The organism is Streptomyces sp. NPDC002669, from assembly GCF_042889165.1.
GTDB lineage: Bacteria > Actinomycetota > Actinomycetes > Streptomycetales > Streptomycetaceae > Streptomyces.
Genome location: NZ_JBIAQQ010000003.1, coordinates 233,895 through 248,554 on the forward strand (window position 1 = coordinate 233,895; position 14,660 = coordinate 248,554).

Sequence of the window (14,660 nt, forward strand, 5' to 3'; positions counted from 1 at the left end):
GGGCGGGGGGGGGGGGGGGGGGGGGGCGGGGGGGGGCGGGCCGGGCGGCGGGGGGGGGGGGGGGGGGGGCGCCCCCCCCCCCCCCCCCCCCCCCCCGGGGGTGTTCAGGTGTGACGTGTGCTGCGGCTGCCGGGGCCGGTGGGACTCGGGTACCGGCCCCGGGGTGGCCGGGTCCGGGCCGGAGCACGGCGGCTCGGGTCCTGGCGTGGCCGTGCTCCGGGGGCCGGACACCGGCCGGCAGCCGCCCGGCCCCGGTCGGCTCACGGCCGCCGGTGCCGGGGTCGGGCCGCCGGGGTCAGAGCGTGGCCGCGGCGGACGCGATCTGGGAGGCGAAGGTCGAGACCTCGGTGTACACACCGGGGTAGCCGGCCCTGGCGCAGCCCTGGCCCCAGCTGACGATGCCCACCTGGATCCAGGCTCCGGTGCTGTCCCTGCGGAACATGGGGCCGCCGGAGTCGCCCTGGCAGGTGTCCACGCCGCCGGTGTCGATCAGTCCGGCGCAGATCTCCTCGCCGGGGACGAGGTCGCCGCCGTACGCGTCCTGGCAGTCGGCGTCGGAGACGAACGGCACGGTGGCCTTGAGCAGGTAGCGCTGCTGGGCGCCGCCCTCGGTGGCCGCGCCCCAGCCGGCGATGGTGAAGGTGCCGTTGTTGTACGCGGTGCTGGTGGCGATCTTCAGGGTCGGCTGGTTGATGGGCTGGGCGAGCTTGATCAGTGCCCAGTCCTTGCCCTGGCCGTTGTAGCCGGGGGCCTGGAGGACCTTGGTGGAGCGGACCTTGACGGCGCTGGAGGACTGGAGGTCGACCACGCCTCCGGTGGCGGTGATGGAGGTGTCGTTGCCCGAGCCGTCCACGCAGTGCGCGGCGGTGAGGACGATGTCCTTGGCGTAGAGGGCGCCGCCGCAGCCCATCGACAGCCGGACCATGAACGGGAACTCGCCCTGTGCCGCGCGGGTTCCGCCGACGACCGGGTTGGGGGCCGCGGAGGCGCCGGCGGGCTGGAGGCTGACCGCCGCGAGGACCACGGCGGCTATGACGGAACATCTCTTCACGGCACGCAGAAGCTGCTTCAAGGGATTTCCTTCTTTCGTGGGGGGTGCGTGTGGGGGGTGCGTGTGGGGGTGCTGTGCCCGGCCGGGGGCGCGACCGCGGGCGGCGCGGCACCGCGACACACCGTTGGTCATGCCCTCGACAAAGGCTGGTTCGGATTATCCGGAAATGATCACCTGGCCCACAAGGATCACTTTCCGGCCAATTCCGGTCCGGGATCGCCCGCGTGATCGCCCACGGGGCGGTGGTGGCGCCCCGTGGAGCGGACTCCCGGCACCCCCCGGGTCGTTACAGTGAGGACCGGGGGACCGCGCGGACGGGGGTGGGACGTGACGGACGGCGACGGGAACGGCGGCCGGGGCGGCGGCCCGGTGGTCCACGGCTTCCCGCACCTCGAAACCGTCCGGGCCGCGATCACCGCGCTGTACCGGCGGCTCTCGTACGACGGCGTCCACGCCTACGCCGCCAGCCTCGTCCCGGCCGACGCGGCCTTCGACGACCGGGACGACCTGCACCTCGGCGCCCAGCGGGTGGCGCGGGCCGTGGTCCAGCACCTGCGACTGCCGGACGCCCGCATGATCGTGGCCTTCCGGACGATGGAGCACGCCGCGGCCGTCGAACTCACGGCGGGGCCCGAGTACTTCGTCGAGCTGAACGACCGCTTCCGCACCCACCGCAGGGACATCGGCGCCGCGCTCGCGCACGAGGCCACGCACGTGCTGCTGCACCGCCTGGGCCTGGAGTTCCCCGGCACGCGCGACAACGAGATCCTCACCGACACCGTGACGACGTACCTGGGCGCGGGCTGGCTGCTGCTCGACGCCTTCCGCGAGGACGGGGTCTCCAGCCAGAAGCTCGGCTACCTCACGCCGGAGGAGTTCGGGTACGTCCTCGCCAAGCGGGCACTCGTCCTCGGCGAGGACCCCTCCCCGTGGTTCACCAGCCCGCAGGCCTGCACCGCCTACGGGAAGGGATACGCGCGGGCGCTCCGGGACCTGCGGCAGCCGCCCCTCGCGGCCGCCGGGTGGGCGGCCCGCCGCCGTTACGCCAAGGACCGGCGGCACGCCCGCGGCCACCCGGACACCGCCCCGGCCCCGGATGTCCCGTACGCCTTCGACAGCGGCCCGCAGGGGCTGCGGGTCTCCTTCGCCTGCCCCGTCTGCCACCAGCGCATCCGGGTGCCGGTGCGCGGCCGGGTGCGGGTCCGCTGCGGGCTGTGCCATACAGTCCTGGACTGCGACACCTGAACCGGACAAGGGGGCGCGACGTGCAGATGCCCGAGGCCGGACGGTCCTGGCTGCTGGATTGCGTGGTCGGCGCGATCCTCACGTGGGACGAGTCCCCCGCGTCGGCCGCCCGCCGGCTGGACGCCCTGCTGCGCGGGGCGACGCCGCACGAGGTGATGCGGCTGGAATCCGACTACCGGGGCCGGCGCCACGGTCTCGGGGTCCTCTGCCCCGGCGTCCTGCACGACGACGGCGTCCCGGCCGACGACGGCACCACGGACGACCGCGAAGAAGCGGACGAGGACGAAGAAGCGGGCGACGGCACGGTGTCCGGCCGGTACGGCCCGGCCGTGGCGGCCCTGATGTCGTTCGACCGGTCCGGGCACATCCGGGAGACCGGCGTCGCCCGGCTCGCCGGGACCGGGGACCCCTTCGCGCTCCCCTTCCTCCTGCTGCGGCTGAACGACCCGGTCGAGCAGGTGCGGGACCTCGCCCGGGACGCGGTCACCACCCGCCTGGACCCCGGCCACGTGGACCTCCTGGTCCAGCTCCTGCCGCTCCTCGACGGGCTGCGCGGCCGGCGCCGGGCGGGGCGCCTGCTGACCTCGGTGGAGGACCTGCTCCACCGGCACGGCACGGTGGCGCTGTGGCACGGGGCGCGATCGGACGATTCCCCGGTGCGGGCGAGCTGTCTGCGCCGGCTGGCCCGGACCGAGCCGGTCGCGGCCGTCGAGACGGCCTTCTCGTCCCGGGAGCCCTCGTTGTGGCAGTGGGGCGCCCGCGTCGCCACCTCCTCGCGCCTGGCACCCGCCGAACAGGACGCGCTGCTCCCGCACCTGGAGGCCAGCAGCAGCCCCCGCATCCGGCTGCGGGCGCTGCGGGCCCGGGCCCGGCAGCCGCACGGCGAGGTCCATCTGCGCCGGGCCATGCTCGATCCGGACGCCAGGGTCCGCTACCACGCCCGCGCCACCCTGTACGCCCGCGGGCACACGGACCTCGCGCCGCAGGTGTACCGCGACGCCCTGGCACCGGCCCGGGTGCCGGACGCGACCGCCGTGGGCGCGCTCGGCGGGCTGTCCGACCTGGGCGGCGCATGCGACGTGCCGCGGATACTGGACTTCACGGCCCACCCCGGGGCACGCGTACGCGCCGAGGCGTGGCGCGCCCTGAACATCCTGGCCCCGGCGGAAGTGGCCGCCAGGATCGACCGGTTGGCCGCCGACCCCAGCGGCAGGGTACGGCGCCACCTCCCGCGACGGCCTCCCCAGTAGGTCCTCCGGCAGCGGGCGGCGCGGGTCAGTCCGGGAAGGTGCGGGAGGGATCGTCGGCCGCCGTTCGGGAAGTACGCGGAAGGCGGGGCGGCGGGGGGCCGGCGAGGGGGCAGTGGGTGCCGGTGTAGATCGTCGGCATGCACTTGTTGCAGTGGATGCACAGGGAGCGCGTCCGCGGCCGCTCCCCCATCCGGTTCACCAGGTCCGGTTCACGCAGGAGCGCGCGGGCCATGGCCACGTACTCGAAGCCCTCCGCCATGGCCTGTTCGACGGTCGCCCGGTGGGTGATGCCGCCGAGCAGGATCAGCGGGAGGCTCAGCTCTGCCCTGAACTGGCGGGCCGAGGGCAGCAGGTACGCCTCCTCGTACGGGTAGGAGCGCAGGAACCTGCCGCCGGCCAGGCGGATGCCCAGCCGTGCGGGGCGGGGGAAGGCCGCGGCGAACTCGGTGAGCGGCGCGTCGCCGCGGAACAGGTACATCGGGTTGAACAGGGAGCTGCCGGCGGTCAGTTCGAGGGCGTCGACCGTGCCGTCCTCCTGGAGCCGGCGGGCGACCCGGAGGCTCTCGTCGAGCCAGAGGCCCCCGGGCACCCCGTCGTCCATGTTGAGCTTGGCGGTGATCGCGACGGCGCCGCCGACCTCGTCGCGCACGGCGCGGGCGATGCCGAGGGCGACCTTGGCGCGGTTGTCGAGGCTGCCCCCGTAGGCGTCGTCACGGTGGTTGAGGCGGCGGCTGAGGAACGAGCTGGCCAGGTAGTTGTGGCCGAAGTGCAGTTCGACCGCGTCGAATCCGGACTCGACGGCCAGCCGGGCGGCGGTGGCGTGGGCGCGGACGACCCGGGCGATGTCCTCGGCGGTCGCCGTCCGGGTCATCCGCATGCCGAGCGGGCTGAGGAACCGTCCGGGGGCGAGGGCCGGGAGCCGGTTGGACCGCGCGTCGGCGACCGGGCCCGCGTGGCCGAGCTGGGCGCTGATCGCGGCGCCCTCGCGGTGCACGGCGTCGGTGAGCCGGCGCAGCCCCGGGACCGCCTCGGGGCGCATCCAGATCTGCCGGCGCTCGGTGCGGCCCTCGGGGGCGACGGCGCAGTACGCGACGGTGGTCATGCCCACCCCGCCGGCGGCGGGGCGGCGGTGGTACGCGATCAGTTCGTCGGTGACCAGGCCGTCGGGCGTCACGCCCTCGAAGGTGGCGGCCCTGATGAAGCGGTTGCGCAGGGTGAGGGGCCCCAGCCGGGCGGGCGCGAAGGGGTCCGGTGCGGGCGGTGCGGGGGCGGGTGGCCGAGGGGGCATGCCGGTCTCCGATGCGGGTGGGTGAGGACGACGGGTGTGCACGGCGGTGTACGAGGGGGCAGGCGGGCCGGACGGGGAAACCGGCGGCCGGGAACGCGACGGCGCGTACCGCGCGCACGGCGCACGGACCGCCCGGCGCACGACCCGCCCGTACGGCGAACGGCGCGCGGCACGGGGCGGGGCGTCCGGAGGCCCCGGGCGGCCCGTCCCTCAGCCGCCGCCCCGCCCCGCCCCGTACACCGGCCGGGCCGGTTCCGCCCCGGCGAGGAGTTTGCGCACCGCCTCCCCCGCGTCCGCCGGGGCCCAGCGCGCGCCCCGGTCCGTGGTGGGGCCGGGGCGCCAGCCCTCCATGACCGTGAGCCGGCCGGCCTCCGCCTCGAAGACCCGTCCGGTGACCCCGTCGCTCGCGGCCGAGCCGAGCCACACCACCAGCGGGGACACGTTCTCCGGGGCCATCGCGTCGAAGCCGCCGTCCTCGGGGGCCGCCATCGCCCCGGCGAACGTCCGCTCGGTCATCCGGGTGCGGGCCGCCGGGGCGATGGCGTTGACCTGGATCCCGTACCGGCCCAGTTCCGCGGCGGCGACCAGGGTGAGGCCCACGACGCCCGCCTTCGCGGCGGAGTAGTTGCCCTGCCCGACGCTGCCGAGCAGCCCCGCGCCCGAACTGGTGTTGATCACCCGGGCGACCGGTGCGCGGCCCGCCTTCGCCTCGGTCCGCCAGTGCTCGGCCGCGTACCGCAAGGGCAGGAAGTGGCCCTTGAGGTGGACCCGTATCACGGCGTCCCAGTCGTCCTCGGACAGGTTCACCAGCATCCGGTCGCGCAGGAATCCCGCGTTGTTGACCAGGGTGTCCAGCCGCCCGAAGTTCTCCAGCGCGGCCCGGACCAGGGATGCGGCCCCCTCGGCCGTGGCGATGTCGCCGCCGTGGACCACCGCCTCGCCGCCCGCCGCCACGATCTCGTCGGCGACCTGCCGGGCCGGACCGGCCGAGCCCCCGTCGCCGCCGGGGCCGACGCCCAGGTCGTTGACCACCACCCGGGCCCCCTCGGCGGCGAAGGCGAGCGCGTGGGCCCGGCCGAGTCCCCGCCCGGCGCCGGTCACGATCACGACGCGCCCCCGGCACAGTCCCCCCGCGCCCTTCCGGTTCCCCGTCCCGTCCCGTTCCTCACTGCTCGCGGTCATCACACATCTCCTTGTTGGCGATGCGGTGGCAGGCTGCTACCTTCCACACCTAACAAATGTTTGGTGGAAAGGTAGCTGATTCGCTCATGGGTGTCTCCACCACGAGCCCCGACAGGGGCGTCCGTCTCGTCACGGTCGACCACCCGCCCGTCAACGCCCTTCCCGTGCGGGGCTGGTACGAGCTGGCCGACGCGCTCCGGGCGGCGGGCCGCGATCCCGGTGTCCGCTGCGTCGTGCTGGCCGCCGCCGGGCGCGGGTTCAACGCGGGCGTCGACATCAAGGAGATCCAGCGCGACACCGGGCACGGGGCCCTGCTCGGCGCCAACCGGGGCTGCTACGAGGCGTTCGCCGCCGTGTACGAGTGCGAGGTCCCGGTGGTCGCGGCGGTGCACGGCTTCTGCCTCGGCGGGGGCATCGGCCTGGTCGGCAACGCGGACGCGATCGTGGCGAGCGACGACGCGACGTTCGGTCTGCCCGAGCTGGACCGGGGCGCGCTCGGGGCGGCGACCCATCTCGCCCGGCTCGTGCCCCAGCACCTGATGCGCGCGCTCTACTACACCTCGCGCACCGCCACCGCCGCCGAGCTGCACGCCCACGGCTCGGTCTGGAAGGTCGTGCCGCGCGCCGGGCTCATGGCCGCCGCGCTGGAGCTGGCGGGCGAGATCGCCCGCAAGGACGGCACCCTGATCCGGCTGGCCAAGGCCGCCATCAACGGCATCGACCCGGTGGACGTGCGCCGCAGCTACCGCTTCGAGCAGGGCTTCACCTTCGAGGCCAACCTCGGCGGGGTCGCGGACCGGGTCCGCGACGCCTTCGGCAGGGAGGAACGACCGTGACCGAAACCGATACCGGGACGGACACCGGCACGAGGGCCGGTGCGAGGACCGACAAGACCATGACCGTGCAGGAGGTCGTCTCCCGGCTCGACAGCGGGATGACGATCGGCATCGGCGGCTGGGGCTCGCGCCGCAAGCCGATGGCCCTGGTGCGGGCGCTGCTGCGCTCCCCCGTCACCGATCTCACCGTGATCTCCTACGGCGGCCCCGACGTGGGGCTGCTCGCCGCCGCCGGCAGGATCCGCAAGCTGGTCGCGGCCTTCGCCACCCTCGACTCGATCCCGCTCGAACCCCATTTCAGGGCGGCCCGTCAGCGCGGCGCGTTCGAGCTGACGGAGATCGACGAGGCCATGTTCATGTGGGGGCTGCACGCCGCCGCGAACCGGCTGCCGTTCCTCCCCGTGCGCGCCGGTCTCGGCTCGGACGTGATGCGGGTCAACCCGGAGCTGCGCACGGTTCTCTCGCCGTACGCGGACGGTGAGGAGTTCGTCGCGATGCCCGCCCTGCGGATGGACGCCGCGCTGGTCCACCTGAACCGTGCCGACCGCTTCGGCAACGGCCAGTACCTCGGCCCCGACCCGTACTTCGACGACCTGTTCTGCGAGGCGGCCGACACCGCGTACGTCTCCTGCGAACGCATCGTGGACACCGCCGAGCTGACCGAGAAGGCCGCCCCGCAGACCCTCCTGGTCAAGCGGCATTCCGTCACCGGCGTCGTCGAGACCCCCGGCGGCGCGCACTTCACCTCCTGCGTGCCCGACCATCCGCGCGACGAGGCGTTCCAGAAGGAGTACGCGACCGCCGCCGCCGATCCCGCCGCCTGGGCCGCCTTCACCGAGCGCTTCCTGCCCGCGGACGGCGACGAGAACAGCTACCGGTCGGCCGTCCGGGCCTGGCACGAGGAGCGGGAATGACCACCACGAACGACACGTCCGCCGGTCCCGTCACCCGGGCCGAGTACTGCGTGATCGCCTGCGCCGACGCCTGGCGCGGCGACGGCGAGGTGCTCGCCAGCCCGATGGGGGTCGTCCCCTCCGTCGGGGCCCGGCTCGCCCGGCTCACCTTCTCGCCCGATCTGCTGCTCACCGACGGCGAGGCGCTGATCGTCGGCCCGGACGGCACCACGGAGGGCTGGCTGCCGTACCGGCTGCACCTGGCCATGGTCACCGGCGGCCGGCGGCACGTGATGATGGGGGCGAGCCAGATCGACCGGTTCGGCAACCAGAACATCTCCTGCATCGGCGACTGGGAACGGCCCGCCCGGCAGCTGCTCGGGGTGCGCGGCGCCCCGGTCAACACCCTGAACAACCCGGTCAGTTACTGGGTGCCGAGGCACTCCCCGCGGGTCTTCGTCGAACGCGTCGACATGGTCTGCGGGGTGGGTTACGACCGGGCCGTGGCGGCCGGCCCGTCCGCGGCCCGCCACCACCGCATCCCCCGGGTCGTCACCGATCTCTGCGTCCTCGACTTCGCGACCCCGGACCGCTCGATGCGGCTGGCCTCGGTGCACCCCGGCGTCACCGTCGAGCAGGTCCGCGCGGCCACCGGTTTCCCGCTCGCGGTCCCGGACGAGGTCCCGTGCACCCGGGAGCCGACGGCGCAGGAGCTGCGCCTGATCCGCGAGGTCGTCGATCCGCGGGGCGCCCGGAACCGGGAGGTCGGGCCCTGATGCGCACCGCGTTCACGGAACTCGTCGGCGTCCGCCACCCCATCGTGCAGACCGGCATGGGCTGGGTCGCGGGCCCCCGCCTGGTCTCCGCGACGGCCCGGGCGGGCGCCCTGGGCATCCTGGCCTCCGCGACGATGACCCCCGAGCTGCTGCGGGCGGCGGTGCGGGAGGTCAAGTCCCGTACGGACGAGCCGTTCGGGGTCAATCTGCGCGCCGACGCCGGTGACGCGCGCGAGCGGGTGCGGATCATCATCGACGAGGGCGTGGCGGTGGCGTCCTTCGCACTGGCCCCGTCGAAGGAGCTCATCGCGGAGCTGAAGGACGCGGGCGTGGTCGTGATCCCGTCGATCGGCGCCCGGCGGCATGCCGAGAAGGTCGCGGCGTGGGGTGCGGACGCGGTGATCGTGCAGGGCGGCGAGGGCGGCGGGCACACCGGCGAGGTGGCCACCACCGTGCTGCTGCCGCAGGTCGTCGACGCGGTGGACATCCCGGTGGTCGCGGCGGGCGGTTTCCACGACGGGCGGGGCCTGGTCGCGGCGCTGGCGTACGGGGCGGCGGGCATCGCGATGGGCACGCGCTTCCTGCTGACGTCGGACTCGACCGTGCCGGACGCGGTGAAGGCGCGCTATCTGGCGGCGGGCGTCAGGGACGTCACGGTCACCACGGCGGTGGACGGGCTGCCGCACCGGATGCTGCGCACGGAGATGGTCGCCGCGCTGGAACACGCGGGCCGGGCGCGGGCGTTGGCGCAGGCGGTGCGCCGGGCGGCGGCCTTCCGGCGGATCTTCGGCATCGGCTGGTCCCGGATGGTGCGCGACGGTCTCGCGATGAGGCACGGCAAGGACCTGTCCTGGAGCCAGCTCCTGCTGGCCGCCAACACGCCGATGCTCCTGAAGGCGTCCATGGTCGACGGCCGGACGGATCTGGGCGTGATGGCGTCGGGCCAGGTGGCGGGGCTGATCGAGGACCTGCCCAGCTGTGCGGAGCTGGTGGAACGGGTGATGGCGCAGGCCCATGCGGCGCTGGGCGCGCTGCCGCCCGCCGGGGCCCCGGCGGGCTGAGGGGGAGGGAGGGGCGCGGCGGCCACCGGCGCCCCTCCCGTACGGTTACGCGGCCCTGCGGCCGCGTCCCGTCGTCGCGCCGCCGCGCCCGGCACCGCTGCGCCCGGCACCGGAGCCGCCGCGTCCCGCGCCGGACCGTCCGGCCCCGGCGCGGGCTTCGCCGCCGCGGGCCGCGCCCGAACCGGCGGACCGGGCCGTGCCGCCGGTGCCCGCCGTGCCGCGTGCCTCGCCGCCGCCGCGCCGGCCTCGGCTCCGTCCGCCCGAGGAGCCGCTGTTCGAGCGGGTGCGCTGCTTCGGCGGGGTCGGCTGCGGGACCTCGATGACGACCGCGACACCGGACGGTTCGCGGGCGCCGGTGATCCGGACGAGTTCCTCGTCGCCGGAGGAGACCCGGGTGGTCCGGGGGGCGATGCCCGCGTCGGCCATCAGCCGGGTCATGTCCCGCTTCTCCTCCGGCAGCACCAGGGTGACGACGCTGCCGGACTCCCCGGCGCGCGCCGTGCGCCCGCCCCGGTGGAGGTAGTCCTTGTGGTCGGTCGGCGGGTCCACGTTCACGACCAGGTCGAGGTCGTCGACATGGATGCCGCGGGCCGCCACGTTCGTCGCGACGAGCGCGGTGACCTGGCCGTTCTTGAACTGGTCCAGGGTCCGGTTGCGCTGCGGCTGGGAGCGTCCGCCGTGCAGGGCGGCGGCCCGTACACCGCTGGCGAGCAGCCGCTTGGCGAAGCGGTCGGCGGCGCGCTTGGTGTCCACGAACATGATCACGCGGCCGTCCCGGGCGGCGATCCTGGTGGCGACGGCCTTCTTGTCGGTCGCGTCGGCCACGTGCAGCACGTGGTGCTCCATCGTGGTGACCGCGCCCGCGGACGGGTCGACGGAGTGCACGACGGGGTCGGTGAGGAACATCTTGACCAGCCGGTCGATGTTCTTGTCGAGCGTGGCGGAGAACAGCATCCGCTGGCCGTCCGGCTCGACCTGCTTGAGCAGGGCGACGACCTGCGGCATGAAGCCCATGTCGGCCATCTGGTCGGCCTCGTCGAGGACGGTGATGGCGACCTGGCCGAGGTCGCAGTCGCCGCGCTCGATGAGGTCCTTCAGCCGTCCGGGCGTGGCGACGAGCACCTCGGCGCCGCGGCGCAGCGCGCCGGACTGCTTGGTGATCGACATGCCGCCGACGACGGTGGCCAGGCGCAGCTGCACGGAGGTCGCGTACGGCGTCAGCGCGTCGGTGACCTGCTGGGCGAGTTCGCGGGTGGGGACGAGGACGAGCGCGAGCGGGGCGCGCGGCTCGGCGCGCCGTCCGGCGGTGCGGGCGAGCAGGGCGAGACCGAAGGCGAGGGTCTTGCCGGATCCGGTGCGTCCGCGGCCGAGGATGTCGCGGCCGGCGAGCGAGTTCGGCAGGGTGGCGCCCTGGATCGGGAACGGGTCGGTGACGCCCTGCGCGGCAAGGGTTTTCAGCAGGGCCGCGGGCATGTCCAGCTCGGCGAACGCCTCGACGGCGGGCAGTGCGGGGGTCATGGTCTCGGGCAGGGCGAATTCACCCTGCGGCGGCGTGGCCCTGCGGCGGGGCGACGCCTTGCCGGATCCCTTGCCGGAACCCTTGGCGGTTGCCTTTGCCGGGGCCGTGCCGCGCCCCCTCGACGGGCGGTTGCGGGCGGGTCGGTCCTGGCGTTCGGAGCGGGTCATACGGAATTGCCCTCCTGGGGGATTCCTCGGGGGTTACTGGAATGCGTGTTCCATTGCGGGGACGTGCTGCGGGGGCGGCCGGTGGGCGGCGCCCCGGGACAGCACAAGCCGGGACCCGCACCTTCACGGTGCGGGCCCCGGCTGCGAGGTACGCGTCCGGCGATCAGGCCGGGACGATGTTCTCCGCCTGCGGGCCCTTCTGGCCCTGCGTGACGTCGAAGGTGACCTTCTGGCCTTCCTGGAGCTCACGGAAGCCCGAGGTGGCGATGTTGGAGTAGTGGGCGAAGACGTCGGCGCCGCCGCCGTCCTGCTCGATGAAGCCGAAGCCCTTTTCCGAGTTGAACCACTTCACGGTTCCAGTAGCCATGTCGTTCTCCTAAACAGAGGTGCAGTGCCGGAAATCCGCACTTTACGAATTCCAAGTCGCCGCATTGAGCCCCATCCGGAGAAGCCGGAAAACAATAATGCGCCTGAGGAAGCATTCCCGTCAGGCGCACATAAAGTTCATGGGTACCAAAACTGCAACTCGGCAACCGTAGCACGTTCCGTCGAGGTTCGACGGGAACACGCCGTGCCGAAGGCCGGCGTGTTCCCGTCCGGACCCTTGCGGTTTCCGGTCCGGGGAGCGTGCGGAACTCCGCCGGAACCCTTCTCGGGACCGGTCCGCGAGGGCCCGGCGGCGGCATCGGGCCGGGGCCGGCGCTCAGAGCCGTTCGATGACGGTGACGTTCGCCTGGCCGCCGCCCTCGCACATGGTCTGGAGCCCGTAGCGGCCGCCGGTGCGTTCCAGTTCGTGCAGCAGGGTGGTCATCAATCTGGCGCCGGTTGCGCCGAGCGGGTGACCCAGGGCGATCGCGCCGCCGTTGACGTTGACCCGGTCGGGGTCGGCGCCGGTCTCCTTCAGCCAGGCCAGGACGACCGGGGCGAACGCCTCGTTGATCTCGAACAGGTCGATGTCGTCGATGGTCATTCCGGTTTTCCTCAGGGCGTGCGCGGTGGCGGGGATCGGCGCCGACAGCATGCGGATCGGGTCCTCGGCGCGCACCGAGAGGTGGTGGACGCGGGCGCGGGGGGTGAGGCCGTGCTCGGCGACGGCGCGCTCGGAGGCGATGAGCAGGGCGGCGGCGCCGTCGGAGACCTGCGAGGAGCAGGCTGCGGTGATCGTGCCGCCCTCCACCACCGGTTTCAGCGCGGCCATCTTCTCCGGGGTGGTGTCGCGGCGCGGCCCCTCGTCGGTGGTGACGTCGCCGAGGGCGACGGTCTCGCGCGCGAAGCGGCCCTCGTCGACGGCGCGGATCGCGCGGTGGTGGGAGCGGAGCGCGAACTCCTCCATGTCCCGGCGGCCGATGCCCCACTTCTCGGCGATCAGCTGGGCGCCGTGGAACTGGTTGACCGGGGCGTCGCCGTACCGGGCGCGCCAGCCCTCGCTGCCCGCGTACGGGCCGTCCGTCAGGCCGAGGGGTTCGGCGGCCTGACGGGAGGCGAAGGCGATGGGTATCTGGGTCATGTTCTGGGTGCCGCCCGCGACGACCAGGTCCTGGGTGCCGGACAGGACGCCCTGGGCTGCGAAGTGCAGGGCCTGCTGGGAGGAGCCGCACTGGCGGTCGACGGTGACGCCGGGGACCTCCTCGGGCAGTCCGGCGGCCAGCCAGCAGGTGCGGGCGATGTCGCCGGCCTGCGGTCCGACGGTGTCGAGGCAGCCGAAGACGACGTCCTCGACGGCCGCCGGGTCGACGCCGGTCCGTTCGACGAGTGCCTTCAGGACGTGGGCGCCGAGGTCGGCGGGGTGGACCCGGCCGAGTCCGCCCCCGCGCCGGCCGACCGGGGTGCGTACCGCTTCGACGATGTATGCCTCGGCCATGGCTGCTGCTCCTCCTGGGGCGTGACGGGTCGGTTACGTGCGCAGGGCGATGCCGTCCAGGACCATCGAGAGGTACTGGCGGGCGATCTCCTCGGGGCTGTGCAGTCCGCCCGGCCGGTACCAGGACGCGGCGACCCAGACGGTGTCGCGGACGAAGCGGTAGGTGAGGCGGATGTCCAGGTCGGCGCGGAAGGTCCGGTCGGCGACGCCGCGCTCCAGCGTGCCGAGCCATGCCTTCTCGAACTTCTGCTGGGAGTCGACGAGGTACTGGAAGCGCGGCTGGGCGGCCAGGTGCCTGGACTCCTTCTGGTAGATGGCGACGGCGGCGCGGTGCCGGTCGATCTCCCGGAAGGACTCGGTGACGAGGGCCTCGATGGTCTCCCGGGGGCCGAGTCCGGCGGCGAGCACCGCGTCGTACCCCTCCCAGAGTTCGTCGAGGAAGGTCGAGAGGATCTCGTCGATCATCGATTCCTTGGAATCGAAGTGGTAGTAGAGGCTGCCCGCGAGCATCCCGGCCGCGTCCGCGATCTTGCGGACGGTGGTGGCGTTGTATCCCTGGGCGGCGAAGACCTCGGCGGCGGTGGCGAGCAGTTCGCGGCGCCGCTCGGGCGAGGGGGTCCCCTGGGGCTTCTTCTTGGTAGGCACCTGCCCATTCTCCGCCCGGCGGCCCTCCGGCCCCGGTCCGGCGGGCGGTGGTGGCGTCGCGGGCACCGCACGGTCAGGCACGCTGGCTGCTGACGGAGACGACCTCGCCGGTCAGGTACGAGGAGTAGCCGCTGGCGAGGAAGACGATGACGTTGGCGACCTCCCACGGTTCGGCGCTGCGGCCGAACGCCTCCTTCGCGGTGAGTTCGTCGAGGAGTTCGGCCGAGGTGACCTTCGCCAGGTGGGGGTGCATGGCGAGGCTGGGGGCGACGGCGTTGACGCGCACCCCGTACGCGGCGGCCTCGATCGCGGCGCAGCGGGTGAGTGCCATGACGCCCGCCTTGGCGGCGGCGTAGTGGGCCTGGCCGCTCTGGGCGCGCCAGCCGACGACGGAGGCGTTGTTGACGACGACGCCGCCGCGGCCGGCCGCGCGCAGCGAGCGCAGGGCGGCGCGGGTGCAGCGGAAGGTGCCGTTCAGGGTGGTGTCGAGGACCTTGGTCCATTGTTCGTCGGTCATCTCGGTCAGTTCGGCGGTGCCGCCGAGCCCGGCGTTGTTGACGACGACGTCGAGGCCGCCGTGGACCCGTTCGGCGAGCGCGAACAGGGCCTGGACCTGGGTCTCGTCGGTGACGTCGCAGGGCAGCGCGGCGACGCGGTCCGCGCCGAACTCCTCGGCGAGGGCCTCCTCGCTCTCCTTCAGCCGGCGGGCGTGCAGGTCGCCGATGACGACGCGGGCGCCCTCCTCCAGGAACCTGCGGGCGGTGGCCCCGCCGATGCCGGCGCCCGCGGCGGCGGTGACGACGGCCGTGCGGCCGGCCAGCAGTCCGTGTCCCGGTACGTACTGCGGTGCGCTCACGCCCGTGCCTCCTCGGTCCCGTTCCTCGGA

The 14,660-nt window shown here is 74.1% G+C and carries 14 protein-coding genes; 6 read left to right on the forward strand and 8 right to left on the reverse strand.

Features of this window, described 5'->3' with window-relative positions; translation table 11 throughout:
• Positions 1-295: 295 nt before the first annotated feature.
• Positions 296-1,072: a S1 family peptidase gene (locus ACFYW1_RS05870; RefSeq protein ID WP_388987563.1), complete on the reverse strand. Its 777-nt coding sequence runs from the start codon at positions 1,070-1,072 to the stop codon at positions 296-298.
• 306 nt (positions 1,073-1,378) lie between these two features.
• On the opposite strand from ACFYW1_RS05870, the gene ACFYW1_RS05875 reads away from it, so the two are divergent.
• Complete coding sequence (locus tag ACFYW1_RS05875; protein ID WP_388987565.1) at positions 1,379-2,296, forward strand: hypothetical protein; 918 nt, start codon at positions 1,379-1,381, stop codon at positions 2,294-2,296.
• A gap of 20 nt (positions 2,297-2,316) precedes the next feature.
• On the forward strand, positions 2,317-3,546 hold the full coding sequence (locus ACFYW1_RS05880; RefSeq protein ID WP_388987568.1) for a HEAT repeat domain-containing protein: 1,230 nt from the start codon (positions 2,317-2,319) through the stop codon (positions 3,544-3,546).
• Between the two features lie 25 nt (positions 3,547-3,571).
• Here ACFYW1_RS05880 and ACFYW1_RS05885 read toward each other — a convergent pair whose 3' ends face one another.
• Positions 3,572-4,834, reverse strand: a complete 1,263-nt coding sequence (locus ACFYW1_RS05885) for an NADH:flavin oxidoreductase (protein WP_388987571.1) — start codon at positions 4,832-4,834, stop codon at positions 3,572-3,574.
• 210 nt (positions 4,835-5,044) lie between these two features.
• On the reverse strand, positions 5,045-6,016 hold the full coding sequence (locus ACFYW1_RS05890; protein ID WP_388987574.1) for an SDR family oxidoreductase: 972 nt from the start codon (positions 6,014-6,016) through the stop codon (positions 5,045-5,047).
• Positions 6,017-6,102: 86 nt separating this feature from the next.
• On the opposite strand from ACFYW1_RS05890, the gene ACFYW1_RS05895 reads away from it, so the two are divergent.
• From ACFYW1_RS05895 to ACFYW1_RS05910, 4 genes are read left to right on the forward strand one after another with little or no spacing between them, the layout of a single operon-like run.
• Complete coding sequence (locus ACFYW1_RS05895; RefSeq protein WP_388987577.1) at positions 6,103-6,852, forward strand: enoyl-CoA hydratase family protein; 750 nt, start codon at positions 6,103-6,105, stop codon at positions 6,850-6,852.
• Between the two features lie 59 nt (positions 6,853-6,911).
• On the forward strand, positions 6,912-7,766 hold the full coding sequence (locus tag ACFYW1_RS05900; protein WP_388988160.1) for a CoA transferase subunit A: 855 nt from the start codon (positions 6,912-6,914) through the stop codon (positions 7,764-7,766).
• Complete coding sequence (locus ACFYW1_RS05905) at positions 7,763-8,521, forward strand: CoA-transferase subunit beta (RefSeq protein ID WP_388987580.1); 759 nt, start codon at positions 7,763-7,765, stop codon at positions 8,519-8,521. Before ACFYW1_RS05900 ends, ACFYW1_RS05905 begins: the two co-directional genes overlap by 4 nt.
• Positions 8,521-9,582 (forward strand): NAD(P)H-dependent flavin oxidoreductase, encoded by a 1,062-nt coding sequence (locus tag ACFYW1_RS05910; RefSeq protein WP_388987583.1) that lies wholly within the window; start codon positions 8,521-8,523, stop codon positions 9,580-9,582. The genes ACFYW1_RS05905 and ACFYW1_RS05910 overlap by 1 nt, the downstream gene beginning before the upstream one ends.
• Positions 9,583-9,627: 45 nt before the next feature.
• On the opposite strand, the gene ACFYW1_RS05915 is transcribed toward ACFYW1_RS05910, so the two are convergent.
• The 5 genes from ACFYW1_RS05915 to ACFYW1_RS05935 form a co-directional block, all read right to left on the reverse strand.
• Positions 9,628-11,268 carry a DEAD/DEAH box helicase gene (locus tag ACFYW1_RS05915; RefSeq protein ID WP_388987586.1) on the reverse strand — a complete coding sequence of 547 codons (1,641 nt, stop codon included), beginning with the start codon at positions 11,266-11,268 and terminating at the stop codon, positions 9,628-9,630.
• Positions 11,269-11,431: 163 nt separating this feature from the next.
• Positions 11,432-11,635: a cold-shock protein gene (locus ACFYW1_RS05920; RefSeq protein ID WP_004985680.1), complete on the reverse strand. Its 204-nt coding sequence runs from the start codon at positions 11,633-11,635 to the stop codon at positions 11,432-11,434.
• A 336-nt stretch (positions 11,636-11,971) separates the two neighbouring features.
• Positions 11,972-13,129 (reverse strand): acetyl-CoA C-acetyltransferase, encoded by a 1,158-nt coding sequence (locus ACFYW1_RS05925; protein ID WP_388987589.1) that lies wholly within the window; start codon positions 13,127-13,129, stop codon positions 11,972-11,974.
• Positions 13,130-13,162: 33 nt separating this feature from the next.
• Positions 13,163-13,774 carry a TetR/AcrR family transcriptional regulator gene (locus ACFYW1_RS05930; protein ID WP_148834288.1) on the reverse strand — a complete coding sequence of 204 codons (612 nt, stop codon included), beginning with the start codon at positions 13,772-13,774 and terminating at the stop codon, positions 13,163-13,165.
• A gap of 73 nt (positions 13,775-13,847) precedes the next feature.
• Positions 13,848-14,630, reverse strand: a complete 783-nt coding sequence (locus ACFYW1_RS05935) for an SDR family oxidoreductase (protein ID WP_388987593.1) — start codon at positions 14,628-14,630, stop codon at positions 13,848-13,850.
• Between the last annotated feature and the right edge of the window lie 30 nt (positions 14,631-14,660).

Excerpts from the sequence above, each read along its gene's own strand:
- ACFYW1_RS05885 (WP_388987571.1), bottom strand. The coding sequence starts at position 4,834 with ATGCCCCCTCGGCCACCCGCCCCCGCACCGCCCGCACCGGACCCCTTC.
- ACFYW1_RS05890 (WP_388987574.1), bottom strand. The coding sequence starts at position 6,016 with ATGACCGCGAGCAGTGAGGAACGGGACGGGACGGGGAACCGGAAGGGC.
- ACFYW1_RS05895 (WP_388987577.1), top strand. The coding sequence starts at position 6,103 with ATGGGTGTCTCCACCACGAGCCCCGACAGGGGCGTCCGTCTCGTCACG.
- ACFYW1_RS05900 (WP_388988160.1), top strand. The coding sequence starts at position 6,912 with ATGACCGTGCAGGAGGTCGTCTCCCGGCTCGACAGCGGGATGACGATC.
- ACFYW1_RS05905 (WP_388987580.1), top strand. The coding sequence starts at position 7,763 with ATGACCACCACGAACGACACGTCCGCCGGTCCCGTCACCCGGGCCGAG.
- ACFYW1_RS05910 (WP_388987583.1), top strand. The coding sequence starts at position 8,521 with ATGCGCACCGCGTTCACGGAACTCGTCGGCGTCCGCCACCCCATCGTG.
- ACFYW1_RS05915 (WP_388987586.1), bottom strand. The coding sequence starts at position 11,268 with ATGACCCGCTCCGAACGCCAGGACCGACCCGCCCGCAACCGCCCGTCG.
- ACFYW1_RS05920 (WP_004985680.1), bottom strand. The coding sequence starts at position 11,635 with ATGGCTACTGGAACCGTGAAGTGGTTCAACTCGGAAAAGGGCTTCGGC.
- ACFYW1_RS05925 (WP_388987589.1), bottom strand. The coding sequence starts at position 13,129 with ATGGCCGAGGCATACATCGTCGAAGCGGTACGCACCCCGGTCGGCCGG.